Genomic DNA, 25,565 nt, shown 5'->3' with positions numbered 1-25,565 from the left:
ACCGATGAACGAGACCGCATTCTCCGGCCAGAGCTTCCAGGCCGAGCTGGGCAGCCGAGCCCTGTTTCCCGATCTGGAAACCCGCGTCTATCTCAACCACGCCTCGCTCTCACCGCCGAGCTCCGCCGTCCGCGAGGCCGTACTGCGCGCCATGGACGGCTACGCGCACAAGGGCATGGCCTGGTACGTCGAGGCGATGGAGAGCCGTGATCGCCTGCGTGCCCAACTGGCCAGACTGATGTCCGCGCCGGTGGAGGATCTGGCCCTGATCGCCAACACGACGGCAGGCATTCTCGACGTGGCCCTGAGCCTGCCCTGGCGTCGCGGCGATCGCGTTCTGTTGCTCGAAGGCGAGTTCCCGACCAACATCACACCCTGGCAGCAGGCGGCGCGCCGCCACGGCCTGGAGCTGCTCTGGATGCAGGCCGAAGACTTCCGCCTCGACCGGGAACGCGCGCTGGAGCGCCTGGAGACCGAGTTGCGGCTCGGGATTCGTCTGGTCGCGATGAGCGCGGTGCAGTTCACCACCGGCCAGCGCATGCCCCTGGAGACCGTCGGCGCCCTGTGCCGTCAACACGGCGCAGAATTCTTCGTCGATGCCATCCAGGCCCTGGGCATCGTGCCGATCGACGTCGAGGCGATGGGTATCCATTACCTGAGCGCCGGCTCGCACAAATGGCTGATGGGGCCGGAGGGCCTGGGCTGTCTCTACGTCCACCCGGATGCGGCCGAACGTCTGGAGCCGAACGTGGCCGGCTGGCTGAGCCATACGGACGCCTTTGCCTTCCTGACCGAGGGTGCTGGCCATCTCCGCTACGATCGACCCTTCCAGCACGGGGCTCGCATGGTCGAATCGGGCACCTTCAACACCCTGGGGGCCTGCGGTCTGGAAGCCAGCATCGGCCTGATCGAGCAGCTGGGGGTCGCGAGGATTCTCGAGCATGTGCAGGCCTGGCACGACGCGATCGAGCCCGAACTGATCCAGCGAGGCTTCGAGTCGGCACGCATGCCGGACGCCGACGGCCGCTCGGGCACGCTCAGCCTGCACCCGCCAGGGCCGGCGCCGGACTGGGCTCGTCAGCTGGCCAGACGCGGCATCAGCTGCGCCAGCCCGGACGGCTGGCTACGCCTGTCACCGAGCTGGCCCAATTCGATCGAGGAAGTGCCGATCGTGCTCGCGGCCGTCGACGAGATCATGGCGAAGGGTCTAGGAAACCCCTGAATGACTCAGTGGTTGCTTGGCGACCCGGCGAAATCGCGCCGGGCTGGGTAGAATCATCGGCAGTCCCCAGCCATTGTCGCCCCTGATGACCCAGACCTCCACCCTGCGCATTCCTCATACGCTGGCGCTGCTGCTTTTCCTGATGGTCGCCGCCCTGATCGCCACCTGGCTGGTGCCACAGGGCTTCTTTGCCGAAGACCCGGAGACCGGGCGCATCCTGCCCGGTTCCTACGAGGTCGTCGCCGAGCGCGAGGTCCTGTCACCGCTGGAGTTGTTTACGGCGATTCCGCGCGCCTTCGTCGAAGCCGGGCCGATCATCTTCTTCCTGTTCATCATCGGCGGCGTGCTGGCGATCGTTCGCGCCACCGGCACCATCGACGCCCTCCTCGGCCGGCTGCTGGATCGCTTCAGTGATCGACCCGGCATGCTGATCCTGGCGGTGGTTTTCGTGTTCGCCCTGGCCTCCAGCGCGGTGGGCTCATCGGGCGAATACGTCCCCTTCGTGCTGATCCTGGTCGCCTTGTGTCGCGCGATGCGCCTCGACGCCATGACCGCCGTCGGCATGGTCGTGGCCGGCTACGGCGTCGGCTACGGGGTCGCGGCCTTCAACCAGTACACGGTGGTCGTGGCGCAGGACATCGCCGGCCTGCCGACCTATTCGGGCTGGCCCGTGCGGCTGGGTCTGCTGGTGCTGTTCGTGCTGATCGCGGTCCATCACGTCTGGCGCTATGCCGAAGGCGTGCGGCGCGATCCCTCGACCAGCCTCGCCCTGGGCGGCCCGCCGGCCGGCGCCGAGACACCGGAACACTATCCGCCGCTCGACGTCCGCCACATCACCATCGTCCTCGCCTTCTTCGCGGCCCTCGGCGTCGGCGTCTGGGGCATCGCCACGCGCGGCTGGTACCTGAACGAACTCGGCGCCTGCTTCCTCGTGCTTGGCCTGGTGGCCGCGGCCATCGGCCGCCTGGGGCCGTCCCGGGCCTCGGAGAAGTTCATCGACGGCGCTCGCGACCTCACGGAAACGGCCATCCTCGTCGGCATCGCCCGCGGCATCGCCCTGATCATGGAAGACGGCCAGATCCTGCACACGATCGTGCACTACCTGAGCCTGCCGCTGTCGATGGTGGGCGCCGAACTGTCAGCCGTCGGCATGATGCTGATCCAGGCCGTGCTCAACCTGTTCATCCCCTCCGGCTCCGGACAGGCCTACGTGACCATGCCGCTGATGACGCCACTGGCCGACCTGGTCGAGATCCCGCGCCAGGTCGCGGTCCTGGCCTATCAGATGGGCGATGGCTTCACCAACATGATCATCCCCACCAACGCCATCCTGATGGGCATTCTCGGCGTTGCGGGCATTTCCTACGCCAGCTGGTTCCGCTTCTGCCTGCCACTGATCATCAAGCTGTACGCGGCGGGGGCCGTGGTGCTGGTACTGGCGGTGATGTTCGGGTTCAGTTGACGCCGCTGCCTGAACGAGGAAATCGGCGCCTGAATTCGCAGAACGCTGGAGGTCCTGTCGCATGACCATGCTTTCGGTTGCCTCGATCATCCTGTTCCTCGGGGCCATGGCAATGGTCCTGCTCAGGATCAAGGACCAGCGAGCCGACGATGGCGAGTGGCGCAGGCTGGCGCTGTTTCAGCCCCAAGCACCGGCCGCCTTCGAACCGGCGTGCCTGGCGGCACTGCCCGAGCCAGCGCGCCGTTACTTTGCCTACACCATTCAGCCCGGCACGCCGCTCCTGCCTGTGGCCGAAATCCAGATGCGCGGGCAATTCAGCCTGGGAACGAAGGAGGCTCCGAACTACCTGCCGATGGAAGCGCGTCAGATACTCGCGAGCCCGCATGGCTTCGTGTGGGCCATGCGCACCCGGGGAGGAATGCCGATCTCGGGGTCCGATTCGGGGCGATGGACGAGGTTTCGCATTCTCGGCGTGATTCCCGTGGCGCGGCTCGGCGGTGACCCGGATCACACGCGGTCGGCGTTCGGGCGGTACGTGGCCGAAGCGGTCTTCTGGACCCCCGCCGCTCTGCTTCCGAGCCCGGGTGTGGACTGGCAAGCCGTTGACCAGGACACGGCCCGCGTGACGATCCGGCATGGGTCACTGGAGCAGTCCGTCGACGTGACCGTGGATTCCGAAGGGCGGCCGGTGCAGGTGCTGTTCCAGCGCTGGAGCAACGCCAACCCGGACAGGACGCACCGGCTCCAGCCCTTCGGCGGCCGGATGTCGGATTTCCGCGAAGTGGAGGGCTATCGTCTGCCGTTCCGGGTCGAGGCCGGCAACTTCTTCGGGACCGACGACTACTTCCCCTTCTTCCTTGCCGAGGTCACGGCGATCCGTTTTCCCCAAGTCAGCTGATAAGCGATCCCTGCGCCAGCCCCACCGACATCAGCTCAGCCCTTCATCGCTCGATCGACAGTCCGTGCTGCCGGTATGACAGTCGTCACCGCATCGGCGCGTCCGAACATCGACTTGCGCTGGACCCCAACCACCACCGCGGCGACGCCGACGAGAATCCAGGTATCCCAGGGCTGTGCATCGGCCCAGAAGGGATTGATCAACTGCCAGTGGAACAGCATTGGCCAGAGCAGACTGCCGCGCGAGCTGTTGAAAATGGGCGTCACCAGCACGGCCAGGGTGATGTTTCCGATGAAGAAAGGCAGGAAGCTCCAGTCGACGAAAACCACGCCTGCCAGGAAGAACGCGGGCAGATGCCAGATCCCCCAGGTCGCGCCGACGATCAGGCCTGCCCAGATGGGTGCCATGTGACGCTGCAGAAGCGGCTGCATGACCCCGCGCCAGCCGAATTCTTCGACCGGCCCGAGAAACAGCATCATGAACATCACCACGATCACCCTTCCTGCTCCTTCCGATGGCAGAGGCGCGAACATCGGCCCGCTCTTGATCATCGATCCGACAAGGAACACCAGCGGCAGCACAAGCAGGATGAAGGCCGCCCAACCCCAGGAACCGCGCCACATCAGAACGCGCGAGAGGAAGGCACGAAGCCCGGACAGGCCGGAATACCGATAGACAATCAGAAAAGCGGCGATGGCGGGCGACCAGGTCGCGAGAAAGAAGAGCGGGTGAGCCCCATGGATCTCGCCGAACCAGTCCAGAGCGGTTTGTGGCGCCAAGATGTAGGTCCCGATCACGCCCCAGGTAAGCAAGAAACTCAGGGCCAGAAAAGGAAAGACCGCCAGACTGGGAACGGTTCTTTCAGTATTCATCGACAATGATCATGACTCCCAGCAAGCCCGATATCAGAGCCGCCAGGCCCTGCCACTGGCAAACGCCTCCCGCTGGACGATGAGCTCCTCCCGCAGGTCCAGGGGGATGGCGGGGACGCGCAGAAGCGCATCGATGATCGCCCGGGCATCCTCCGTCGCACCACTCTCGGCGAGAGCGAGGGCCTCGAGGTGCTTGAGCTCCAGGCTCGGCAGGCGCTCCATCAGCGCTCGCACGGTAGCGAGCGCCGATGCACCATCGCGTAAGCCCTCCTCCGGCGCAGCGGCCTGGATCAGGACCTGAAGGCCGAGAAGCTGGATCTCGTCGGGCTGGGCCGCCAGTCCGCGGGTCACCCAGGCGGCGGCCGCCTCGAAGCGCCGATGATCCAGCAGACAGCGCGCGGCCAGCCTGGCGTAGCGGGCCCGATCGTCGGCCTGCGCCCATAGCCATTCCAGTTCGGCGATGGCCGCGTCCGGCCGATCGAATGCGCAGTGCAGCCTGGCCAGCTGGATGCGCGCCAGCAGGTAGTTGGGCGAGCGTTCCAGGGCCGTCTCGAGCGCGGCGCGCGCCGCGTCGTCGTTGCCCGCAAGCGTATGGGCCGAACCGAGGTTCAACCAGGCCTTGGCATTGGCGGGCTCGACCGCGAGCAGGCGGCCGAGCACTTCGATCGCCGCCTCGGCCTCGTTCAGGCGAAGCCGAGCCGCCGCCAGGCCAAGGAGTGCCGTGGTGTTGTCCGGCACCACGGCCAAGGCCTCGCCATAGAAGCCTGCGGCCTCTTCGAACCGCCCGCTGGTGAAGGCGCGCTCCGCCTGCCGGATGGCCCAGGCGCTCCCGCGCTTGAGGTCTTCGAGGGAGGCCTGCAGCGTATCGTGGCGGAGTGGTGCGCGGTCGCCCCGGCGGGCAGCCACGGCCGTCGCCCGCGCTTCGTCCCCGACCAGTTCGTAGAGATTGGCCAGGGTGGCGTAGAAGCTGTTGGCCTCCGGCGCCAGCGAACGCGCCCGTTCCAGCGCCTCGATCGCCGAAGTGACTCGCCCCTGCTCACGCTCGATCCTGGCCAGCACCACCCAGGCGGCGGCATCGTCGGGGCGGAGGGCGACCGCTTCCTGCGCATGGCCCAAGGAAGCATCGACATCGGCCAGCGAGAAGGCCGTCTCCGCGAGCGCCAGTTCGACGGTGGCGGCGTCGACGCCGCAAGCGATCGTCGGAGAGGCACAGGCCCCCGCGACGGCCAGGAACGCTGTGTAGGCGGCGTCAGCCCGGTGAAGCCGGTTCTCCGTCACGCCAAGAAGATAGCGCGCCTCGACCAGGTCCGGTTGCAGCAGCAGTGCATTGCGATAGCCCTCGCGAGCGGCGCGAAACTGCCCGTAGGCGTGATGGACGCGAGCGAACTCGTACCAGGCCTCCGCTCCTTGCTCGCGATCGGGGCCGGCGGTTGCGACCGCGCCCCGGACCTCCTCCAGGTGTGCTGCCACTTCGGCCTCGAGCCCGGCCGGGTCGAGCTCCGGGATGGCCGCCAATGGCGTCGCCGTATCCTCCTGCCCGCAGGCAACCAGCAGCAGAACGCAGGCGAGCGTGACCAGGCGCATCATGGCGAGGGCTCTCTGATCGTCGTGTAGGCCCCCGTGGGCGGCGGCGCGAGGGTCTGTGTTCGTCCCGACGGCCAGCGAATCGCCATGGACTCGACCCGGTCCTGCGGACCGAGGCGGACGCGGATTCTTCCATCGCCAGAGGCCAGATAACTGCCATCGACGTGGTAGCGGTGCCGGGCCTGGCGTCCGTCGGCGAAACTCAGCAACAGCTCCGCACCTAGCGCTTCGCTCCATCCCCGGCCGGTCCATCGCTGAAGACGCAGACCGAACCAGGGCAGCGTCGAGTGGTGACGGTTGACCAGCACGATCGGCGATGCATTGTTGCGCGTCACCACCGCATCCAGATCACCATCGTCATCCAGATCCCCGACGATGAGGCCGCGACCGACCATGGGCTGGGCGAGCGCCGGCGCCCGCTGCGGCTCGAGCTCGATGAAGCCACCCGATGGCTGCTGTAGAAAGGCCTGGCTGACTTCTCGCAGGGGCGGATCGATTCCTGCCGTCTGCTGGGCGCGGTCGATCGACACGGCACCATTGATCACCAGCAGGTCCAGAAGCGAATCCTCATCGAGGTGCAGCCACGCGGTGCCGAAGCCCGTGTAGGGCAGCGAGGGAATCGCCAGGCCGCTGCCGTTCGTCCGATCTCGGAACATCCCGGGTCGATCCGCGACATAGAGCGTGTTCGATTCCGATTCGAGGTGCGTCATCAGAATACGGAATTCGCCTTCATCCACCACGTCGGCCACCGCGATGCCCATGCTTGCCTCACGCTTGCCATCGGCGTTCACGGCCAGCCCGCGGATCACGCCCTCATCGACGAAGCGCAACCCGCCCTGGTTGATCCAGACCTGGTTCTCGTCAGCGTCATTGGCGACCAGCAGGTCCGGACGTCCGTCCCGATCGATGTCGAGGACGACGGCACCCAGGCCGGCGCGGCGTGATGCGCCGATCCCGGACGCGACGCTCCGATCCAGGAACGTGCCATTCCGGTTTTCATAGAACGCGTCCGGTGCTGAGGGATAGCTCTGGGGGCCGCAGTAATCGGGTCTGGAATCGGGCGTGGTGCAGCGGACCGGCGCCTCGTCGCTGTAGTCGACGTAGCGCGCCACGAACAGATCCTCATCACCGTCACCATCGGCGTCGAAGAAGGACGCGGCCGTCGACCAGCGCGCCTCCTTCCACGGACCGTCGACCTCCCGCAGGAAGCCCTCCTCGTTGATCAGCAGCACATCCTCACCTGCGTTAGTGAGAAACAGATCCGGCCAGCCATCGCCGTTCGGATCCCCGACGGCAACGCCCATCCCGTGTCGCGCGCTTGGGCCGAGAGGCAAGGTCTGGGCCCGCTCGAAACGCAGCTGCCCGGTCTCGCGCAGCAGATTACGGAAGAGCTGATCACCAGCACCGTCCTCGACGGCGCCCTGGCGCAGGAAGAGATCGAGATCGCCGTCCCGGTCCAGATCGACAAGCGCACCGCCGGACCCCATGATCGAAACGATGGACAGAGTGCCGTCGGATCCGTTGCGGTGCTCGAAGATCACGCCCGAATCGCCGGGCAGCAGCTCCTCGAGCGCCGCCCCCGCAGGCTCTTCACGCGCGCAGCCTCCGGCGAGCACGCAAAGCACCGCTGCCGCCAGGGAAGCGGCCAATCGATCCATATCAGGGCGGCGGCAGGACTTCGAAGCTGTCGTCGAAGAGCAGATCGGACGGCGGTTGAATGAATCGCAGCGTCGCTGCCCGCACCTCACCCGTATCACCGCCACCCTGGTCGGTGACACTGAGGATCCAGTTACCATTCAGATCCCCCACGCTGGCAAAGCTGGCCAGCATGTCGGTAAAGCTGCCGCCAGCTTCCGAACCACCCGGCTCGCTGGTTCCGAACAGGCCATCGGGGACGATGTCCGCGCCGCCGACACTTGTCGCCGCGGCCCATAGATCACCGAAGCTGCTGGTGCTGAAGGTATAGACCCCATCGAGGTTCGACGAGTCCCCGCAGCCAGTCGCCGTGGTCGTACCGACGCGCCCGAAAAGAACATGCGAGGTCACGCCGTCCGGGGCATAGAGCTCGGCCGTCACGTCACCGACCCAGGTGTGGGTCATGTCCAGATCGACCTCGATGCCCTCAAGCTCATTGCCGGAGGCGACCAATCCCGAGGCAGCGAAAACCACGTTGAGGGAAAGGCCCGCCGGTGGACCGCAGCCGGCCGCGCCACGATCAGGGATCGGCCCGACACCAGCGCCAGGGAAGCTTACCGTCTGGCCAACCGCCAGCGACGACAGCGCGGCAAGGGCGAACGCGCCCAGCGAGCTGACCATCAAATTCCTCATAAAAGCCTCCTCCTGTCGAACCCCTGCCGACCGAGTATAGGCCCGTAAACCCCTGATTTCCAGCGACTGATTCGGCCACGCCTTGGCCGCATGGATGCACAGAAAGCCGTCTCCGCAGATCGATGGATCCGGAATCCGACATGACCTTCGACCCTGGTGGACCCAGGAATGCTCTGAGACCATGGATACCCCAGAAGCAAGATCAAGAGCGAACATGACGCCGATCAGATTTTCAATCCTTGTTGCAGGCCTCTTCTGGCTTGCGGCTTGCTCGGAGAATGACCCTGCCCTTCCAGAAGCCAATCAGGCCGAAGCCTTTGAGGATACGGCTGCTCAGCTGCTGCAGGACTATGCGGAGCGCACGAATTTCATGGGTAGCGTCGTGATCCTAGAAGACGGCGAAACCATTTTCGACGCATCGGTTGGCTACGCGAACCTGTCCCAGTCCGTACCCAATGATCAGCACACCCTGTACCGGATCGCCTCGATTTCCAAGCCCTACACGGCAGCGATGGTCTTCAGGGCCATCGAGCAGGAGAGACTTGCGCTGGATGCTTCATTGTCGGACTTCTTTCCGACGATCCCCGAAGCCGAAGGAATCAGCATCGAACACCTGCTCCAGCATCGCAGCGGCATCGCGAACTACACGGGTGATGCATCGTTCAGGGATTACCACGTCGAGGGGATCGCCAGGGAGGACTTGCTGCGCCTCATCGAGCGCCTGCCCCGCGAGTTCGCTCCCGGCGAGGACGCACGATACAGCAATTCCAACTACTTCCTCCTGGCGCTGATCCTGGAAGCGCTCTACGAACAGAGCTATGCGGAGCTGATTCAATCATTGATCGCCGAACCCCTGGGCTTGACCAACACCTTTCATCCCACCGAGGTCGGCAGCAGCGCCCAAGAAGCGCTGTCCTACGAACGCGAGGAGGACTGGATCACGATGCCCACGACTCATCCCTCGTCCTCCTTCGGCGCGGGCTCCATCGTGGCGACCACCAGCGAACTTGCCCGCTTCATGAACGCATTGATGGAGGGCAGCATCGTTTCCGCGGAATCACTGTCGCTGATGCAGAGCACGAGAGGGGGACATGGCATGGGCCTTCAGCAGCTGTCCGTCGGCTCACGCACGGCCTACGGTCATGGCGGCATGGTCGACGGCTTCGAGTCCCTCGCGCTGTTCTTGCCGGAAGAGAAGCTGGTGATCGCGATCACCGCCAACGCGACGACCGAAGGCCTGAACGGTCTGGTGTCTCGCATCGAAGAGGCTTACTTCGGCGATGAGGAACACCCCCTGGCCGAGGGCGAAGCCAGCACCTATGCAGGCATCTATGCGGCCACGGACGGTTCCTCGGACACGTTCGCATTCATCGAAAGGGATGGCTCGCTGATCCTGCTCGTCATGAATGAATTCGAGGAACCCCTGACCTACCGGGGCGACGGTCGCTTCGTGTTCGAGCAGATGTACGCTGCCCCGATGGTGTTCTCCTTCTCGGAGGACGGGCAGTCCGTCACCATGACTCAGGGCGACTTCGAAGGCAGCTACCGGCGCGAGGCATCCGCGAACTGAGCGCTGGCTGGCGACGCCAGGCTCGACTGCCGCTGGGAGCGATCTGCCAGGACGCCTGGTCCGACCCATGGGCTCGATGCCCATGGGCCGGTCCGGGAATGATCCGAAGACCGGACTACTTCTAGGGAGCCTCTGAATAATCCTGCTCGGATCGCGTTTCAGTCGGAAAAGCCGCAGATCGTGCGGCGCGACGCGAGTGACAGTAGCCGTCGCTACGGCCGAGTGGCGCGACGCGCGAGATGCGGCCTTTCCGGCGAAACCCTTTAGGGACAGGCCTTTGCGGGGCCTCCGCCTCGTTTGGGCCAGCTTATTTGGAATGACCAAACCGCGCTCACCCAAGCCAAGCCGGAGACTCCCGCAAAGACCTGTCGCGCCCGAGCAGGATTATTCAGAGGCTCCCTAGTTCTCGCTCAGGTACTTGTGCAGCCATTCGTTGACCTGCTCGTGCCAGTGGATCGAGTTGTTCGGTTTCAACACCCAGTGGTTCTCGTCAGGAAAGTACAGGAAGCGGCTTTCGATCCCCCGGCGCTGCAGCGCGGTGAAGGTCGCGATGCCCTGGGTCACCGGCACGCGGTAATCCAGCTCTCCGTGAATGACCAGCATCGGCGTTTGCCACCGGTCCACGTAGAGGGCTGGATTGTGTAATTCGTAGCCTTCGGGGTTGCTGAAATACGGACCGCCATGCTCCCATTCCGGGAACCACAGCTCCTCGGTCGTGTAGTACATCGATCGATTGTCGAAAATACCGTCGTGGTTCACGAGACAGCGGAAGCGCTCGGGCCACTGGCCGGCGATCCAGTTGATCATGTAGCCCCCGTAGGAGGCGCCGAGGGCACAGACACGATCGCCATCCAGGAAGCGGTAGCGCTCCAGCGCCGCGGCCAGGCCGAGCTGGAGATCCTCCAGCGGCTTTCCGCCCCAATCCCCCGAGATGCTATCGGTGAAGGCCTGGCCATAACCGGTCGAGCCGTGGAAGTCGATCATGACCGCGGCGAAACCCTGACCCGCATAGGTCTGTGGGTTCCAGCGGTAGTGGAAGTTGTTCGAAAAACTCCCCTGCGGTCCACCATGGATGAGAAATGCCACCGGGTAGGTCGCCCCCGCCTCGAAGCCCACGGGCTTGACCACGAAGCCGTAGACGGTCGCGCCGTCCGCGCCCTCGAAAGAGAACTGCTCGTACTCGCCCATCTCCACACCGGCCAGGGTGCGCGAGGACACGTCGGTGATTCTGCGGCTGGCTCCCGTGTCAGTATCGAGCACATGGAGCTCGCTCGGAGAGCCCAGGCTGTTCATGGCGTAGACGATGTCCTCACCGGCCACGTCGAGCCCAGCCACGGTTCCGCTATCCACGAGCTTGACCGGCGCGGCCCCGTCGAGGCCGAAGCGCCAGAGCGTTCGGTGACCGACATCCTGGGCCACCGCCAGAATCGATTGCCCATCGGCCGTGAAGGCGATGCTGGATGGCGAGCGATCCCAGCCCTCCGTCAGCACTCGGTTGTCGCCGGCGCGCAGATCGCGCAGGACGATCCGGTACTGGTCGGCTTCGAAGCCCGGCCGCGACATGGCCAGGTAGGCGAGGTAGCGACCGTCCGGACTCACGACGGGCGCCGTGTCCCAGGCAGGATTCCCTTCCGTGAGGTTCTCGGGGCTGCCACGATTGTCGCCAGAATCGTCACCAGAATCGTCCAGCGACGTCGTATAGATATCGAAATTGGTCGACGTGGGCTCGTTGGCGTCACGAAGTCGCGCGGCGAAGAACAGGGTTTCTCCATCGGGAGAAATCGCATATTCCTCGTTGCCGCCCCAGATGCGAGAGGGAATGTCCGCATCGAGCATCGTCACCCGAGCGGGGGTTCCATCGGCGATCCCCGCCTCGTCGAGCTGGATCGAGAACAGCTGCGATCGCGTCTCGTCCAGCCAGTGATCCCAGTGGCGCATGAAGAGCTGGTCATAGGACTTCGCGGAGATCGGGCTGTTCGCCTCGGCGGCCTTGCGCTCCACGGTGCAGGTCAGATCGTCGCAGTCGAGGTAGACCGACATCGAGACCACAAGACGATTCTCCGTCGGCGCGATCCGGAAGGAACCGACCCCCAGGGGCAGATCGGTCACCGGCTCTGCCTCGCCGCCATTCACCGGAATACGCCAGACCTGGGTGGCCTCGCCGCGATTGGACAGGAACAGCACGTGGCGCCCGTCCGGCGACCAGGCCGGTGAGGTGTCGTTGGCAGGATGCGACGTCAACTGCCGCGCCTCCCCGCCGGCCACCGGACTGATCCAGAGATCGTATCGACCCGTGTCTGCGTCCAGGTCGGTCCGACGCAGGGTGTAGACCACCGACTGCCCGTCCGGCGACACCACGGGCGCACCGATCCGGTCGATCGTCACCAGGTGTTCGGCGTTGAACGGCTCCGCGTTGCTGACGGGAGCAATCAGTACCAGCAAGATGGCAAGGCAGAAGGAAAAACGCATGGCAGGCCTCTGAAGAATCCGGTGAATGAACCAGTGTAATCGACATGCCAATCGACATGCCGGACACCCATCCACCAGGGTCACCCGGCATGCCCGTCGATCAGCAAGGGCGCGCGGCAGACCGCTGGTTTGAAGCCCGCAGGGTCGAGACTTATACTTCAGTCCCTTGCTTTACATGGCCGGTCAGGAGTCGAGAATGCGACGCTACGGAATGGAATGGGCCTGGATCGCCCTGATGATCTGCAGCTTAGCGGCCGGCCAGGCGATCTCGGCGGCCCCGGCTTCGAGCATTCAGGAACGCGGTTCCTCCACTGGCGTGCCTCCGACGGTGGATCTGATTATCGTCGTCGACAATTCCGCCTCGATGACCGATGAAATCGAGAGTCTCCAGAACGGACTCTACGACCACCTGGTCGGGCCGCTGCTCGCAGCGGACGTCGGCATTCAGGTGATCATGGTGGCGCGACACGGTGACCTGCCCAGCGAGTCGGTCTGCATCGAAGCGCCTTTGAGCAGCATTCCCTCGGGAGGCTGCGCAACTCCTCCCCCACAGCCGGGCAACACGGCGCTGTACCGTCAGTACAGCGTCGAAGTGGGCTCGCACAATGCCTGGTGCCTTCTCAGGGATACCTATGGCGGCAGCGTCCCGGACGAATTCGGGCTGGCGCCCGCCGGCTGGCAGGCCTGGCTGCAGCCCGACGCGTATCGCGTGATTCTGGTCGTCAGTGACGACGGAGTGATCTGCGACAGCTACAATGACGCGGACAACGTCGTCAGCGGCGGCGCCGCTGCGACGTCCTTCGACGCCGACCTGCTGGCCCTGTCTCCCGCCGACTTCGGCACCTCGGTGGCACGCAACTACATCGTGCACAGCCTCATCGGCATGGGGCCGAATAGCCCGTCGACCGCGCCCTGGCCACCTTCATCGGCCGTGTCCACCCTGCTGTGCCCCGTGGGCGTCGATCCCGGGACCGGCCACCAATCGCTCAGCGTCCTCACCGGAGGTCTGCGCTTCCCCTCGTGCCAGGCCGACGACTACCCTGTCTTTTTCCGGATGCTGGCGGAAAGCATCTTCCCGGGAGCCGCCCTGTTCCGCGACCGCTTCGAAGCGGAATAGCGCTCGCCACGAGCAGCCGCCTGTCGAGGCAAGTCCTCGCTCTGCAGGCTCCAGGGCGCCAAAGACCTGAGGCCCCGACCAATCCCTGCTGTTCTAGTCCTGCTGGAATCGGTCGAAGAAGATGGTCGGGTCGGTGCTCCCGAGCAAGGTGATCTGCAGGGCCGCCCCCGAGCCCGTGGACAGGTTGGTCTGGATGATCGTTCCCGCGCCGATACGGATCGGCGGGTCGAAGGTGTGTTCCTGGCGCTCATAGCTGTTCAGGTAGAAGTAGTGCCAGATATCCCCGCCCGGGTTGATTCCGACGCCGCCGGTATTGAAACTCAGGTCACTGAAGCTGCCATTCTGGATATAGATCTTTCTCAGATACATCTCGTCCTCCGCCCCCAGGGGAACGAGGGCGCTTGGTGCGGCCTGGAAATCAACGATCTGAACCGTCTTCGTCGTTCCATCCAGCAATCTGACGATCGGGTCGAAGCCTCGCGTCGATTCGCTCGTCCACATCCCTTCGGGTGCATCCACCTGCTCGGCAAACGCAAGCGGCGAAAGCGCCACCAGAACGCCAAACCCCACGAGAAAGCTCAGTCCTCCGAGCAAGAAACCCGTTACCCCTATTCGTGATGAAAACATGTTCGAATCCTCCTGAAAGCGCTGATCAACGCACGCCGGCGAAAAACCCAACAAGCACCATAGACGATGCTGTGCTCGAAAAATCGTACACCAAATACCCGAGCCCTCGAATGCTCGCCCGAGGAAGCCCCCGTTACTCCTTGCGTTCCCGCGCCTCGACCCGATGCCTGCCGCGTGCCGGCTACACTCTGATTCGAGCGTTCACCACCTTGCACCGATGAGCCTGCTGATCCCCCATCTCCACGCGCTGCGCGAATGCCGCCTGGTGGCCCGCTACGACCGCTTCGTCGCCGACGCCGGCGTGCGCTTCCGCGCCATCCGCGTCGACCCGAGGCCGGAAGGCTACCGCTTCGACGGCACCCTCACCGTCGACCTCGCCGATTACGATCCCGCAGGGCCGGCGCTCTACCGATCCAGGCTCGACGCCTGGTCCGGCTGGAAACGCCGCGGACCCGTCAGACCGGACCCACAAGGCAGCGATGGATGATGGCCAGCCATTCACCCTCGCTACGAAACACAGTGACACGAGACTGGACTTGGACGCCTCGCCCCTGGCAGAACTCCTGACAGATCGGACAAAAAGCGGCTGCCGCCCTGGTCTTCACCAGTCGCAAGATCGTGACTCGATCCTCAGGGCCCGTCAGCGCCTGTCTCATCCAGGTGTCGACGCAGATCCTCCGCAGCCACGATGCCTCCGAACATCTCGCCGTTCGCGGTGATGATGTAGGGCGTGCCGTTGACACCCATCATCCGGCCGAGCTCGAAGTGGCGCTCGACCGGTGAATCGCAGTCCTGTGCCGGGAGGCTGCGTCCGAGCTGGGCCTGATCCATGGCGGCGTTGACATCGGCGGCGCACCAGACGGACACCAGATCATCATAGGTCGAGCTTCCGATGCCGGCCCGCGGGAAGGCCGCGTAGCGGACCGCGATGCCCGCGTCGATGTATTCATCGATCATGCCATGGAGTCGGCGGCAGTAGCCGCAATCGGTGTCCGTGAACACCAGCACTTCGTGGTCCGGATCGGTCGGCCCGTAGGTGATCAGCGTCGAGGTATCCAGATCGCGCATGAGCTGCCGGCGGACGCCCTGTTTGCCCAGCTCGGTCAGATCATCCTGGGTGTTCAGATCAACCAGCCGGCCCTGAATGAAATACTGCCCGTCGTCGGTCATGAAGAAGACTTCGGTGCCGGCGGTGACCTGGACGATGCCATCGATCCTGGTGCTGGCCACGGAAACTTCGACATCGCCGCCGACCAGGGTGGCCAGTCGTTCCTGGACCCGCTGGAAGTCGTCGGCCAGGGCGGAATGGGAGATCAGCATCGCCCCGAGGGCAAGCAGCAGGTGTACCGGTTTCATCATCAAAGGGTCCATGGATTGCGGGGGCTCTTCGCCGGGTGCCGAGCCCATCAACAGGGTGTGACCCGCGGCGACGGTCGAAGTTGCGGACGAGAGCTGATTTACCGGTAGCCCTGCAATTGAATCGAAGAGCCATCGACCTCCCAACGTCCGAGGGCACGATTACACGAGTACCCTGTTGTCGGATGGCAAGTCCAGCACCAATCTGTCCTGGATGGTCCGTGTGGACAAGCTACTGAGAGATCCCATCCAGGGAACCATCAACGATTCAAGACGAGCGTGGAAGATCGCTCACTGCAGCCCTCCTCCTCTGCAGCGTCTGCCTTGAATGTTCGGCGACAGTGCAGCCACAAGGCCCTGCCATATTCAATTGCTCAAGAATCCGAACACCAGATTGTCAAGCATGAGCATTTCCGCTCCGCGCGAGTCTATGCGCAGCAGCACTTCGTCGATGGCCACGTCGAATCCCGGCTCCAGGGTCTGCCATGCAGGCTCGGAACTGCTGATCCCGCCGACGGAGAAAAGCACCTGACCATTCAATCGACCCTGAAGCTCGAGCCCGTCACTCGGCTCTGTGGTCAGCGTGCGCAGGTCCAGTCTCGAGAACAGGAATCGGCCGCCATCGGATCGGCGAATCGATAAGCTGTCTCCGATATCGGGGAATTGAAAGCCCGTACTCAGGGTCTGACCAGGATTTCCTTCAGGAAGGATTTCCCAGTCGTCCCCACTGAGCACCTGGAGCACGAAGGGTCCATCGTTCCGAACCGCACCAGGAGGAAGCAGCTCGCTGGCCAGATTTTCGAATCCCAGCCTTTCCGGAACCGCAATGAAGCGATCCGCGAACGCGCGATCGCCAAGGAGCTCGAAATCATCGATGAGCACCGTATTGTCTCCACCCTGCCCGTTGATGATCGTCAGCGCCTGACTCGCGACGACCGCCGTGAAGACCAGTGAGACACGGTGATAGGGGTTCGAGCCACCGACAGGACTGATGGTCTGACTCAGAGCCGGTGGCCCTCCGTTCAAGGAGATTTCCCTCAGCTCGCCGGAAACCGCGACCTGGACAAGGACCGAGTTGCTGCTTCGCGCGTTCGCTCGAAATCGGACGACATAGCTCGACCCTGGAAGCAGTCCGGTCATCAGGGTCGAAAGCCTCGACTCACCGCCTGGACTGCTCTGGAGAAACCCGACCTGGGTGCCATCGGGAATCGCGCCGTTGTCGGCAAACGGGGACTGCCCGTTGCTGATGGGGTTCAAGCCCCAGTTGCCCACGGAACTACCCTCCCAGCCCGACACGCCACCGTTGTCCGCCACATAACCCGGCCAGATCTGGAAGGACCCCACTTCAAATGACGGATTGACGATCTGCGGCTCTGGAACAACGACTCCGAGAGCCTCGTTCAGGCTCTGCTCCCCGAGAAGATCACCGCCCGCCGCAGCAGGACCCGGCCACCCCAGCGCGATCACCAGCGACCACAGCAACGGGGCCGAAGCCGAGCGCACTTCCTTGAATATCGAAACCTGGATCATCGGAGTCTCTTTCAGCATGGGTTCTACCAAGGTAAGCGGAAAATCCTGGTTCAATCGTTCAGGCTCGAATCGACGACCAGAACCATGGTCGACAGCCGCGGCGCCCCGATGACCTGGAGTCTGCAGCGGGCCAGTATCGGGCTGGTACTCAGCGTTTGTCGAGCGGCACGGGTTCATCGGGTACCGCCCCCTGTCTGCCTTGGACTGGACCGGTCGGAAACCGAGCCCCTGTCAATCACCCACCGGTCGAACCACCAGGTTGTCAAGCAGGAAGGAGGTTTCACCGATGGACGCTGCGACCAGGCGTACTTCGTCGACAAAAACACCGAAGACAGGCTGCAGGGTCTGCCAGGTTCCCACGTTGCTGTTCAACCCTCCGAACATCACGACTTCCTGACCATCGACAAGGCCGACCAAGTCCAGGCCATCACTCTGCATGTTGCTCATGGACCGATAGTCGAGGCTCTGCAATTCAAAGCGACCGCCACCGGTCAGGCGAATCGACAAGGTATCGCCAACCGTCGGGAGCCCTCCTCTACCCAGCCAGAGTGCTTGGTCGGGGTTGCCACCGAACTCCACCGCCCATGTATCCCCAGAGATATTCTCGATCAGGAACGGGCCTTCACTATTGATCACGCCCGGAACGAGCGGACCCTGGGCCAGGCCATCGAATCCCAGAACGTTCGAATTGAATCGATCCGAGAACACCTGGTCCCCCAGCACCTGGAAGTCATCGAGGAGCACGGTTCGGTCACTGCTCTCTTCGTTGACGATGGTCAGGGTCTGACTGATGGCGGATGCGGTAAAGACGAAGGCGAGGCGATGATAGGGGTTCAGGCCGCCAACGGGGGCGATGATCTGAAACGGCTGGGGTGCGCCGCCGTTCAAGGCGCTGTTCATCGTGTCGCCATCTATCAGGACCCTGATCTGCACCGAGCCGCTGCTGCGTGCATTGGCACGAAAAACCACTCGATAGGTCGACCCGATCTCCAACCCGGCGATCGTCGTCGACAGCGTGGCGTCAACCAGCGCCAGGCTCTGCAGGAATCCGACCTGACTGCCTGCGGGAATGGCGCCGTTGTCGGCAAAGGGGGATTGTCCATCGCTGATGGGGTTCAAGCCCGAGGTGTCGATGGCGCCCCCGGTCCAGCCGATCACAGGCCCATTGTCCCGCGCGTAGCCCGGGTACACGCTGAAGCCGTTCAGCTCGAAGGAAGGATTCTGAATCTGCGGCCCCACGCCGCCGCCCCAGCCCGCGATAGCGGGTGCCCCCCCGGCTCGATCATTGGCCGCAAGGGCATGGCTGGCCAAGCCAGCAACAAGAAGCATCGCCCCTACAGACCTGGTCAGCACATAGATCGATCTTTGAAATCGCGCAGAAAAAAGCATCTTCGAGTCTCGCTTCGATAGGGTTCTACGGGGGTAAGCGGAAGACCGGGCGAGAATCGGTCAAGACCCGATACACGGCCGTGAGCGCGGCCTTCGTGTTCTGCTATTCTCGATATCCCGACCGGGCATGAGGCTGCGTGGCCGAAGGCCAGAGCCTGGGGCCTGGTTCGCCCCTCGAGCAAGACTCGAATTCGATTTGCCCGGCAGATTCCAACCGGAGGCGTTCCATGCAAGACCCGGCCGCGATCACTCAATGCCTGCAGCGCTGGCGAGGCGGGGATCAGGACGCATTCGAAGAACTGGCCGGACTCGTGGAGGGCCAGTTGCGAGAATTGGCCTCGAGCCGTCTTCGCGGCGAGCGACAAGTCACCTTGCAGCCGACGGCGCTGGTCAACGAGGCCATGCTGCGCCTGATGGGCGGCGATGTGGACTGGAAGGATCGGAGCCATTTCTTTGCCTTTGCGGCCCTGCACATGCGCAGCGTTCTCGTGGACCAGGCTCGCGCCCGGCGCGCGCAACGCCGGGGCGGAAACCAACTGCAGGTCACACTCGGCGACGAGTTGGCCGCGACCTCGGCCGATCTCGGCATCATCGAGTTGCACGAGGCTCTCGAGCAGCTGGAAGCCGTCGATGCCGACGCCGCCCGAGTCATCGAACTGAGCTACTTCGGCGGTCTCAAACGAGATGAAGTCGCCGAAGCCATGGGCTGCTCGGTCTCCTCCGTGTTCCGCGCCCTGCGCTTCGGGCAGGCCTGGCTCCGGCAGGCGTTGAGCGAATGAGCGGGGACGGTGCGAAGGGCCTGCGCGAGCAGTTCGATCGCCTGATCGAGATGGCGCCCGAGGAGCGAGCCAGGGCCTTGAACGAGCTGCTGGCCGAGGACCCGGAACTTGGCGAACAATTGCGGGCACTGCTGCCCGCGGACACGACCGGCGCGGGCGATACGGCGGATCCCATCGCCCGTCGCGTCCTTCGAAGCCTGGAGTCGACGCCGCTGCCCAGCGGGCAACTCGGACCCTATCGCCTTCTCCGCCTCCTCGGCAGCGGCGGCATGGGCTGGGTCTACCTGGCCGAGCGCGATGTCGACGGCGTGACCCAGCAGGTCGCCCTGAAGCTGGTGCCCGGCAGCGATCAGGCCACCGCCGTCGAGCTTTTTCAACGCGAACGTTCCGTACTGGCGAGCCTGCAACACCCCAACATCGCCCGCTTCCTCGATGCGGGCACCGTCGATGGCCAGCGCTACCTCGCCATGGAGTACATCGAGGGCCAGTCCCTGGCCCGCTGGCTGGAAGAGCGGCAGCCGAGCCTGCAACAACGCCTGACCCTGCTCGTGGCCCTGGCTCGAGCCGTTGATCATGCCCATGGCAGGCTGGTCGTCCATCGTGACCTGAAGCCGGCCAACCTGTTGGTGCGCAGCGACGACAGCCCGGTGCTGCTGGACTTCGGCATCGCCAAGCTGCTTGCCGACGAAGAACCAGGCCGGGCCACGTCGACCCGAATCTACACGCCGACCTACGCTGCGCCCGAGCAGCTGGCCGGCGAGCCCGTGACCGTCGCCACCGATGTCTACGCTCTCGGGCTGCTGCTGTTCGAGATCCTCTGCGGCGAGCCGGCGAGAAAGGATGCCCACAGGGCCCTGCGCACGCAGCCCAGCGGCATCGCAAGAGATTCGGACCGCAGCTGGGTCCGCCGCGACGCGAGTGGCATCGACGTCGAGCTCGACCGGATCGTCGCCATGGCCCTTCGCGAGGAACCCGAACGGCGCTATCGCTCGGCCGCCGAGCTGGCCGCGGACATCGAGCGCTGGCAGCAGGGGCTGCCCGTCCACGCCATGCCGGACAGCCTGGCCTATCGCAGCCGCAAGTGGTTGCGACGGCACCGCTGGGGCGCCACCGTGGCGGCCACCGCACTTGTCGGTACCGTGTTCTTCGTCGTGCAACTGCAGACCGCGCTGAACCGCGCCCTGCTCGCCGAGGAAACCGCCCAGCGTGAAGCGAGAACCGCGCAGGCGGTGGCCGATCTGATGACGGATCTGTTCGAGGGCGCCGATCCGAGAATCGCGCGGAATGCCGACCTCAGCGCCAGAGCCCTGCTGGAACGCGGCGCCGAGCGACTGAACACGCAACTCAGCGGCGATGTCGCCATCGATGCTCAGTTGCGCTTCACGATGGGAGAACTGCTGGCGCAGATCGGCGACCGAGAAGCGGCCATCGCTCAGTTCGAAGCCGGCCTGGCACTGGAATCGACGGAACCGCTGGACCCTCTGCAGCGCGCCGATCTGCTGCACGAGCTGGCTCGGGCGCAGTCCGCCCTGGACCGGGAGGCCCCGGCCGAGGCAGCAGCACGCGAAGCCCTTGCACTGCGCGAGCGCGTTCTGGGGCCCGATGCCCTGGCGGTCGGTCATGCGCTCCAGTCCCTGGCCGTTCCGATCCAACGACTGGGACGAAGCGACGAGGCCGAAGCGCTGTTCCGGCGCGCCGAAGCCATTTTCGCCAGTCAGGAACCGCCGGACCTCGGGGGCCTGGCTTCATCGCGCCACAACCTGGGCTGGATCGCCCAGCGCCGAGGCGACTACCCGCTGGCGATCCGCCGCCTGCAACAGGCCGTCGACAACAAGACCGAGCTGTATGGCTGGGATGACCCGCGCACCCTGTTCAGCATGGTGCCCCTGGCCCAGTCCCTGGCTGATAACGGTGATACCGCCGCCGGCATCGAGTGGATGGAACGCGCCGTGGAAGGTCGCCGCCGGGTCAACGGCAATGACAGCATGGACACGCTCTTCGCCCTCAAGGAACTGGCCTTTCTCCAGCATGACCAGGGCGAGTTCGATCAGGCCCTCGCCAATTATCAGGAGGCCCTGGAGATCGGCCGGCGCGTGGCGCCCGAATCCGGGGACGTGGCGAGAACCCTGAACAACATGGCCTCCCTGCAGGAACAGCGCGGGGATCTGGCCTCGGCGGAAGCGCTGCTGCGCGAGTCCCTGGCGCTTCGCCAGGTGATTTTCGGCCCCGACGATGTCAACACCCTGCGCGTGGAACACAATCTCTGCCGCGTGCGCCTCCAGCAGGAGGGCGATGCCGCACAAGCCTGTGCCGCCGAGATCTTCGAGCGTCGCCGTCGCTTTCTCGGCGAGTCCTCCGCGGAAACCGACGACAGCCGGGCCCTGGTGGAAAGCCTCAGCCCGACACCGGATCGCGACTGGCTGCTGGATCGATACCGGCATTACATGAGCCAGGGCGCCAGTCAGATCGTTCGAAGCATGCGCTACGCCTGGTTGCTCGCCGCCGACAACGGCGAGGCCGAGGACCTGGACCGATTGCGCACCGTGGCCGATGCGCTGCGCGAGTTTCAAGGCAGCACCTCGGTACGCGCCGCACAGACCGAGCTCGAACTCGCACAGCTCGCGCTACGTCTTGGACGAGTCGATCTTGTGGGCGACGCATTGTCGCGCTCCGAGACCATCCTGGATCGTACCCTGGCGCCGCAGGCAGCCCAGCGGATCCGACTGCGCGAACTTCAGTCATTGAACTCCGCCCGGTAGGCGACGTCGGATTCTGGTCGGCCGAATGGTTCAGCATGGTTCGGGCGTCGATGGCCCAGGCCGTCAGGACGCCGCGATGTACGAAGTCAGTCCCGGCAGACCTGGATGGAGCAGTCCCTGCAGTCTCCTTTCCCACGCCGATCACCGGCGAGAGCCGGAGTTCACCCTGCCCCGGCCCTGGCACCCGGCTTGAGTTTCTGATGCAGAAAGGAGATCCCCACCAGGGCCAGGCCCAGTCCCATGAAGGAAGCGACGCGTAGCAGGCCATCGAGGTCGGAGAGATCGATGAAGAAGATCTTCAGGATCACGATCGAGAGCACGGCCAGGCCGCCGCGATACATGTTCTGCCATTGGCGCATGCCACCCCAGAGCATCGCCGCCACGGCCATCAGCAGCCAGACCGCCGAATAGGTGTAGAGCTCGCCGGCCGACGTGCTGGTCTGCAGCGACACCGTGCCCTGCCATAGGTGGCGGACCTGAAACGAGACGAAGATGAAGCTGGCCACACCCACGAGCAGGGCCGCCGGCTTCTTCGCGCCTCGGTAGTAACGGGCAAACAGCAGCCCCAGCAGCACCGGAAAGCCCAGCGACAGGGTCAGCATGTTGAACACGGGCTGCGCGCTGATGGCCCTCAGGGCCCAGCTCTCGCTGTTCATCAGGTTGAGCAGGATACCCAGGTAGTTGAGAGATGCGAACACCAGCAGCAGGACGGAGTAGCCCTGGTACCAGCGGCTCAATCCATGGCTGATTCGGGCACGCTGATGATAGACCAGGCTCAATGCACCGGCGAGGCCGATGTACAGCGTCGCCTCGGTGAAGCTGTACTCGGTAAAGAAGACCCGACCGTCATGAAGCAGGTAACGCGTCTCCGCCCAGACCGTCAGCACGAACAGATGCAGGCTGGCGACCTCGGTCCACTGGCGAAGCTTCGGGTGGTCGACCAACTGCCGACTACTCAGCCAGCACAGCAGCGTGGCGCCACCATAGGTCCACAGCGGCCAGTGCCAGATCGCGGGGTAATCGAACAACCAGGGGTTTGCGGTCAGGCGCAGGACCACCAGCAGCACGACCAGCTTCAACAGCCAGCCGATGGCGGTCACGTCGAAACGCTTGATCAGCCAGGCCAGCGACAGCACCTGCGCGGCCAGCGCCAGGGTCAGCGTGGCGGCCTCGAAGGCAACGGCCACCGCCAGGGCGTAGCCGCAGTGCCCGGCGATGAAATGCCAGATGCCGATCCAGCGTTCGCGCTGCCGATGCGTGGTCATCACCGCGATGGCCATCTGAACCGCCGCAAGCCCGGCGAACAGCAGGGCCCAGTTGGCCTGGCTGGCGAACTGACTGACCGTCAGATAAGCGCACAGAAAGGACATCACCGGCGTCATCGCCAGCAAGGATGCCCACCAGGCCCGTTGTTGACCGAGTCGATACGCCCAGAGTGCCGCGATCATGACCAGCAGACCCAGGTTCGCCAGCGAGAACAACAGGATGTCGGGCTGCATCAGAGGCGCCTTTCGCCAACCGATGTCCAGGCTCGGGAATGAGGTGTAGAGCATGACGATACAGGCCAGGCTGCCAAGCAGCAGCGTCCAGACCAGCGACAGCAGACGCGGCTGGCGCAGGCTGGCGAACAACAGCAGGGCTGGCAGGGCCAGGAAGGCCAGCCAATGGGCGACCCAGCCGCTGTTCAGGATGGACACCAGTTGCGCCAGGACGATGCCGAGAAGCGCCATGGGTAATCCACGTTCCCAAACCGGGATGGCCTGGTTGGCCGCGGACTCGCCCGTGGCCTGATCCGCCCCATGACCAAAGCTCCAGACGCCATCCGAATGCCGCTGCAGGAGCCGCCAATTACCGGAACAGATCGCCATCAACTGGTAGGCCAGCAGCGCCAGATAGAGCCCGCGCAGGCCGTCGACCTGGGAGCTGGTCAACGACAACCACCACCAGCCGAGCGCACCCAGGACGGCGCCCGACCAGAGCCAGCCCATGCGAACCACACGAGCCAGAAGCAGCACCGACACGGTGATGATCTGGGCGTAGATCAATGCGGCCAGCATATTGCCGCTGCCTGTGGAAACGAGCGCCGGCACCGCGTAGGCGCCGAGCATGCCGATGACCGCCATCAAGGGGCCATGGGACAGGGCCAGCCACATCGTCGCGAGTGCGACCAGGGCCAGCAGCACGAACACCAGCGTCGGACTGAACATCTGATAGAGATGCAAGGCGGCCAGCAGGGTGGCGAACAGGGTGATGCTGCCGCCACCGGCCATCGCCGCCAGAGCGGGATGGGCACCCTTGCTCAGCCGCAGCCACGCCGCGACCCCATGCAGGGCCAGGCCCGTAAGAATTCCCATCGTGATGCGCAGGCCGGGGCCCACCAGACCCTGCTCGATCGAGTACTTGGCCAGGAAGATCCCGGCAAGGGCAATGCAGAAACCACCGAGCCAGGCCATCCAGTTGCGCTGCAAAGCCCGGAAGAACGGCGAGGGATCCAGCTGGAGCGCTGGCGTGGAATTGGCCGCCGGCCGATGCGGTGGCGGGCTGGCCTTGGGCGCTGACGCGCTGGCGTCAGAAGGAACATCGGCCTTGGGTGCCTGCACGGACGCTTCGCTCCTGACCGACACCGGCTCGCTCACCGAGACCTCTGGCGGCGCCGCGGGTCGCAGATCCCGATGGACTTCGGGCGAATCCTCGCTGGGCGGGCGCGCGTTGCCAGGCGCTTCCTCGCCCGCCTGTTCGGCCGACAGCCGGCGCTTCAGATCCGCCACGCGAGCCTTGAGCTCCTGTACCTCCCTGCTGAGCGTACCCGTCTTCGCGAAGGCGACAATGCCCAGAATGCCGCCGATGAAGGTCACCAGGCAGGCCAGTACGAACAGCGCAATCAGGGATTCCATGCAACGCCTTCCTCCTTCCAGACCAGCAACATGGCCCAGGGCCTGAAGCTTGTCAACGTCGCGGCGAGAACCGAGGCGATGAAACCAGCAACGGTTCGCCCGCGAACGGACGAGTCACCCTCATGAATGCCTGCCCGGCTAGAATGGCGCGGTGACCGCTGCCGAATCACCCATCATCCGCGCTGCCGAGCCCGAGGACTCATCGGCGATCGCGACCCTCTACAACCGCTACGTCCTCGAATCCACGGCCACCTTCGAACTGAGCCCGGTCGATGCCGCAACCATCGCCGAACGCATGGCCGGGAGCCCGCCGGGCCTTCGCTGGCTGGTGGTGGAATCGACATCGAAGCGCATCGCCGGCTATGCGAGCGTCGCGCCCTGGAAGCCGCGCGGCGCCTACGCGCGGACCGTGGAAACCTCGGTCTACCTCGACACCGAACATCAGGGCCGCGGCTTCGGAAAGGCCGTGTACGGCCAGCTCCTGGACAACATCTGGTCGCAGGGCTACCACGCGGCCCTGGCAGGGATTGCCCTGCCGAACGCCGCCAGCATCGGGTTGCACGAACGGCTCGGTTTCCGGCCAGCCGGCGTGCTCCGTGAGGTCGGCTTCAAGTTCGGCCGCTGGATCGACATCGGTTACTGGCAGGCACTCGAGCCAGGCCTCGGGAGTTCAGGATGAGCGTGATCCGCCACGGTATCAGCGTACGAG

The 25,565-nt window shown here is 64.7% G+C and carries 19 protein-coding genes; 9 read left to right on the top strand and 10 right to left on the bottom strand.

Annotated features, from left to right (window positions below; translation table 11 throughout):
- The first annotated feature begins 4 nt into the window (after positions 1-4).
- The 3 genes from WM2015_RS05945 (at position 5) to WM2015_RS05935 (ending at position 3,582) form a co-directional block, all read left to right on the top strand.
- Entirely contained in the window at positions 5-1,222 is a 1,218-nt protein-coding gene (locus WM2015_RS05945) for an aminotransferase class V-fold PLP-dependent enzyme (RefSeq protein WP_049725193.1), read from the top strand.
- An 85-nt stretch (positions 1,223-1,307) separates the two neighbouring features.
- The gene (locus WM2015_RS05940) at positions 1,308-2,684 is read left to right on the top strand and encodes a YfcC family protein (protein WP_049725192.1); all 1,377 of its coding nucleotides are present in this window, start codon (positions 1,308-1,310) and stop codon (positions 2,682-2,684) included.
- A gap of 61 nt (positions 2,685-2,745) precedes the next feature.
- On the top strand, positions 2,746-3,582 hold the full coding sequence (locus WM2015_RS05935; protein WP_049725191.1) for a DUF6544 family protein: 837 nt from the start codon (positions 2,746-2,748) through the stop codon (positions 3,580-3,582).
- 35 nt (positions 3,583-3,617) lie between these two features.
- On the opposite strand, the gene WM2015_RS05930 is transcribed toward WM2015_RS05935, so the two are convergent.
- The 4 genes from WM2015_RS05930 to WM2015_RS15820 are packed head-to-tail and all read right to left on the bottom strand — an operon-like array spanning position 3,618 to position 8,582.
- Positions 3,618-4,454 carry a CPBP family intramembrane glutamic endopeptidase gene (locus WM2015_RS05930; protein ID WP_049725190.1) on the bottom strand — a complete coding sequence of 279 codons (837 nt, stop codon included), beginning with the start codon at positions 4,452-4,454 and terminating at the stop codon, positions 3,618-3,620.
- 33 nt (positions 4,455-4,487) lie between these two features.
- Complete coding sequence (locus WM2015_RS05925; RefSeq protein ID WP_082169507.1) at positions 4,488-6,041, bottom strand: tetratricopeptide repeat protein; 1,554 nt, start codon at positions 6,039-6,041, stop codon at positions 4,488-4,490.
- On the bottom strand, positions 6,038-7,687 hold the full coding sequence (locus WM2015_RS05920; RefSeq protein WP_169751113.1) for a CRTAC1 family protein: 1,650 nt from the start codon (positions 7,685-7,687) through the stop codon (positions 6,038-6,040). Before WM2015_RS05920 ends, WM2015_RS05925 begins: the two co-directional genes overlap by 4 nt.
- A gap of 10 nt (positions 7,688-7,697) precedes the next feature.
- Positions 7,698-8,582, bottom strand: a complete 885-nt coding sequence (locus WM2015_RS15820; protein ID WP_156200934.1) for a proprotein convertase P-domain-containing protein — start codon at positions 8,580-8,582, stop codon at positions 7,698-7,700.
- Between the two features lie 154 nt (positions 8,583-8,736).
- Between WM2015_RS15820 and WM2015_RS05910 the strand changes: the two genes are divergently transcribed.
- Positions 8,737-9,936: a serine hydrolase domain-containing protein gene (locus tag WM2015_RS05910; protein WP_169751112.1), complete on the top strand. Its 1,200-nt coding sequence runs from the start codon at positions 8,737-8,739 to the stop codon at positions 9,934-9,936.
- 399 nt (positions 9,937-10,335) lie between these two features.
- Here the strand turns inward: WM2015_RS05910 and WM2015_RS05905 are convergent, their stop codons facing one another.
- Positions 10,336-12,405, bottom strand: a complete 2,070-nt coding sequence (locus WM2015_RS05905; protein ID WP_049725185.1) for a S9 family peptidase — start codon at positions 12,403-12,405, stop codon at positions 10,336-10,338.
- Positions 12,406-12,601: 196 nt separating this feature from the next.
- Between WM2015_RS05905 and WM2015_RS05900 the strand changes: the two genes are divergently transcribed.
- Entirely contained in the window at positions 12,602-13,522 is a 921-nt protein-coding gene (locus tag WM2015_RS05900) for a hypothetical protein (RefSeq protein WP_156200932.1), read from the top strand.
- A 93-nt stretch (positions 13,523-13,615) separates the two neighbouring features.
- Here WM2015_RS05900 and WM2015_RS05895 read toward each other — a convergent pair whose 3' ends face one another.
- Positions 13,616-14,200: a hypothetical protein gene (locus WM2015_RS05895; RefSeq protein ID WP_169751111.1), complete on the bottom strand. Its 585-nt coding sequence runs from the start codon at positions 14,198-14,200 to the stop codon at positions 13,616-13,618.
- Positions 14,201-14,366: 166 nt separating this feature from the next.
- Here WM2015_RS05895 and WM2015_RS05890 point away from each other — a divergent pair, with 166 nt between their 5' ends.
- Complete coding sequence (locus tag WM2015_RS05890) at positions 14,367-14,636, top strand: hypothetical protein (RefSeq protein ID WP_049725182.1); 270 nt, start codon at positions 14,367-14,369, stop codon at positions 14,634-14,636.
- Between the two features lie 143 nt (positions 14,637-14,779).
- Here WM2015_RS05890 and WM2015_RS05885 read toward each other — a convergent pair whose 3' ends face one another.
- From WM2015_RS05885 to WM2015_RS05875, 3 genes are all read right to left on the bottom strand, one after another.
- Positions 14,780-15,508 carry a DsbC family protein gene (locus WM2015_RS05885; protein ID WP_049725181.1) on the bottom strand — a complete coding sequence of 243 codons (729 nt, stop codon included), beginning with the start codon at positions 15,506-15,508 and terminating at the stop codon, positions 14,780-14,782.
- Positions 15,509-15,871: 363 nt separating this feature from the next.
- Positions 15,872-17,212 (bottom strand): hypothetical protein, encoded by a 1,341-nt coding sequence (locus WM2015_RS05880; protein ID WP_156200928.1) that lies wholly within the window; start codon positions 17,210-17,212, stop codon positions 15,872-15,874.
- 54 nt (positions 17,213-17,266) lie between these two features.
- Complete coding sequence (locus WM2015_RS05875; RefSeq protein ID WP_049725179.1) at positions 17,267-18,274, bottom strand: hypothetical protein; 1,008 nt, start codon at positions 18,272-18,274, stop codon at positions 17,267-17,269.
- Between the two features lie 377 nt (positions 18,275-18,651).
- On the opposite strand from WM2015_RS05875, the gene WM2015_RS05870 reads away from it, so the two are divergent.
- Both WM2015_RS05870 and WM2015_RS05865 read left to right on the top strand, forming a co-directional pair.
- A complete protein-coding gene (locus WM2015_RS05870) occupies positions 18,652-19,203 on the top strand; it encodes an ECF-type sigma factor (RefSeq protein WP_049725178.1) in 552 nt (183 codons plus the stop codon).
- Positions 19,200-21,962 carry a serine/threonine-protein kinase gene (locus tag WM2015_RS05865; RefSeq protein WP_049725177.1) on the top strand — a complete coding sequence of 921 codons (2,763 nt, stop codon included), beginning with the start codon at positions 19,200-19,202 and terminating at the stop codon, positions 21,960-21,962. Before WM2015_RS05870 ends, WM2015_RS05865 begins: the two co-directional genes overlap by 4 nt.
- A 161-nt stretch (positions 21,963-22,123) precedes the next feature.
- On the opposite strand, the gene WM2015_RS05860 is transcribed toward WM2015_RS05865, so the two are convergent.
- Positions 22,124-24,856 carry a DUF2339 domain-containing protein gene (locus tag WM2015_RS05860; RefSeq protein ID WP_049725176.1) on the bottom strand — a complete coding sequence of 911 codons (2,733 nt, stop codon included), beginning with the start codon at positions 24,854-24,856 and terminating at the stop codon, positions 22,124-22,126.
- 151 nt (positions 24,857-25,007) lie between these two features.
- On the opposite strand from WM2015_RS05860, the gene WM2015_RS05855 reads away from it, so the two are divergent.
- Positions 25,008-25,535 carry a GNAT family N-acetyltransferase gene (locus tag WM2015_RS05855; protein WP_211260968.1) on the top strand — a complete coding sequence of 176 codons (528 nt, stop codon included), beginning with the start codon at positions 25,008-25,010 and terminating at the stop codon, positions 25,533-25,535.
- Positions 25,536-25,565 lie beyond the last annotated feature (30 nt).

Source organism: Wenzhouxiangella marina (genome assembly GCF_001187785.1).
GTDB lineage: Bacteria > Pseudomonadota > Gammaproteobacteria > Xanthomonadales > Wenzhouxiangellaceae > Wenzhouxiangella > Wenzhouxiangella marina.
The sequence above is the reverse complement of the archived record's forward strand: the minus strand, read 5'-3'. Positions and strand labels throughout refer to the sequence as shown.

Coding starts and splice junctions, on each gene's coding strand:
- WM2015_RS05945 (WP_049725193.1), top strand. CDS start 5: ATGAACGAGACCGCATTCTCCGGCCAGAGCTTCCAGGCCGAGCTGGGC.
- WM2015_RS05940 (WP_049725192.1), top strand. CDS start 1,308: ATGACCCAGACCTCCACCCTGCGCATTCCTCATACGCTGGCGCTGCTG.
- WM2015_RS05935 (WP_049725191.1), top strand. CDS start 2,746: ATGACCATGCTTTCGGTTGCCTCGATCATCCTGTTCCTCGGGGCCATG.
- WM2015_RS05930 (WP_049725190.1), bottom strand. CDS start 4,454: ATGAATACTGAAAGAACCGTTCCCAGTCTGGCGGTCTTTCCTTTTCTG.
- WM2015_RS05925 (WP_082169507.1), bottom strand. CDS start 6,041: ATGATGCGCCTGGTCACGCTCGCCTGCGTTCTGCTGCTGGTTGCCTGC.
- WM2015_RS15820 (WP_156200934.1), bottom strand. CDS start 8,582: ATGTTCGCTCTTGATCTTGCTTCTGGGGTATCCATGGTCTCAGAGCAT.
- WM2015_RS05910 (WP_169751112.1), top strand. CDS start 8,737: ATGGGTAGCGTCGTGATCCTAGAAGACGGCGAAACCATTTTCGACGCA.
- WM2015_RS05905 (WP_049725185.1), bottom strand. CDS start 12,405: ATGCGTTTTTCCTTCTGCCTTGCCATCTTGCTGGTACTGATTGCTCCC.
- WM2015_RS05900 (WP_156200932.1), top strand. CDS start 12,602: ATGCGACGCTACGGAATGGAATGGGCCTGGATCGCCCTGATGATCTGC.
- WM2015_RS05890 (WP_049725182.1), top strand. CDS start 14,367: ATGAGCCTGCTGATCCCCCATCTCCACGCGCTGCGCGAATGCCGCCTG.
- WM2015_RS05885 (WP_049725181.1), bottom strand. CDS start 15,508: ATGATGAAACCGGTACACCTGCTGCTTGCCCTCGGGGCGATGCTGATC.
- WM2015_RS05880 (WP_156200928.1), bottom strand. CDS start 17,212: ATGAACCCGTGCCGCTCGACAAACGCTGAGTACCAGCCCGATACTGGC.
- WM2015_RS05870 (WP_049725178.1), top strand. CDS start 18,652: ATGCAAGACCCGGCCGCGATCACTCAATGCCTGCAGCGCTGGCGAGGC.
- WM2015_RS05865 (WP_049725177.1), top strand. CDS start 19,200: ATGAGCGGGGACGGTGCGAAGGGCCTGCGCGAGCAGTTCGATCGCCTG.
- WM2015_RS05860 (WP_049725176.1), bottom strand. CDS start 24,856: ATGGAATCCCTGATTGCGCTGTTCGTACTGGCCTGCCTGGTGACCTTC.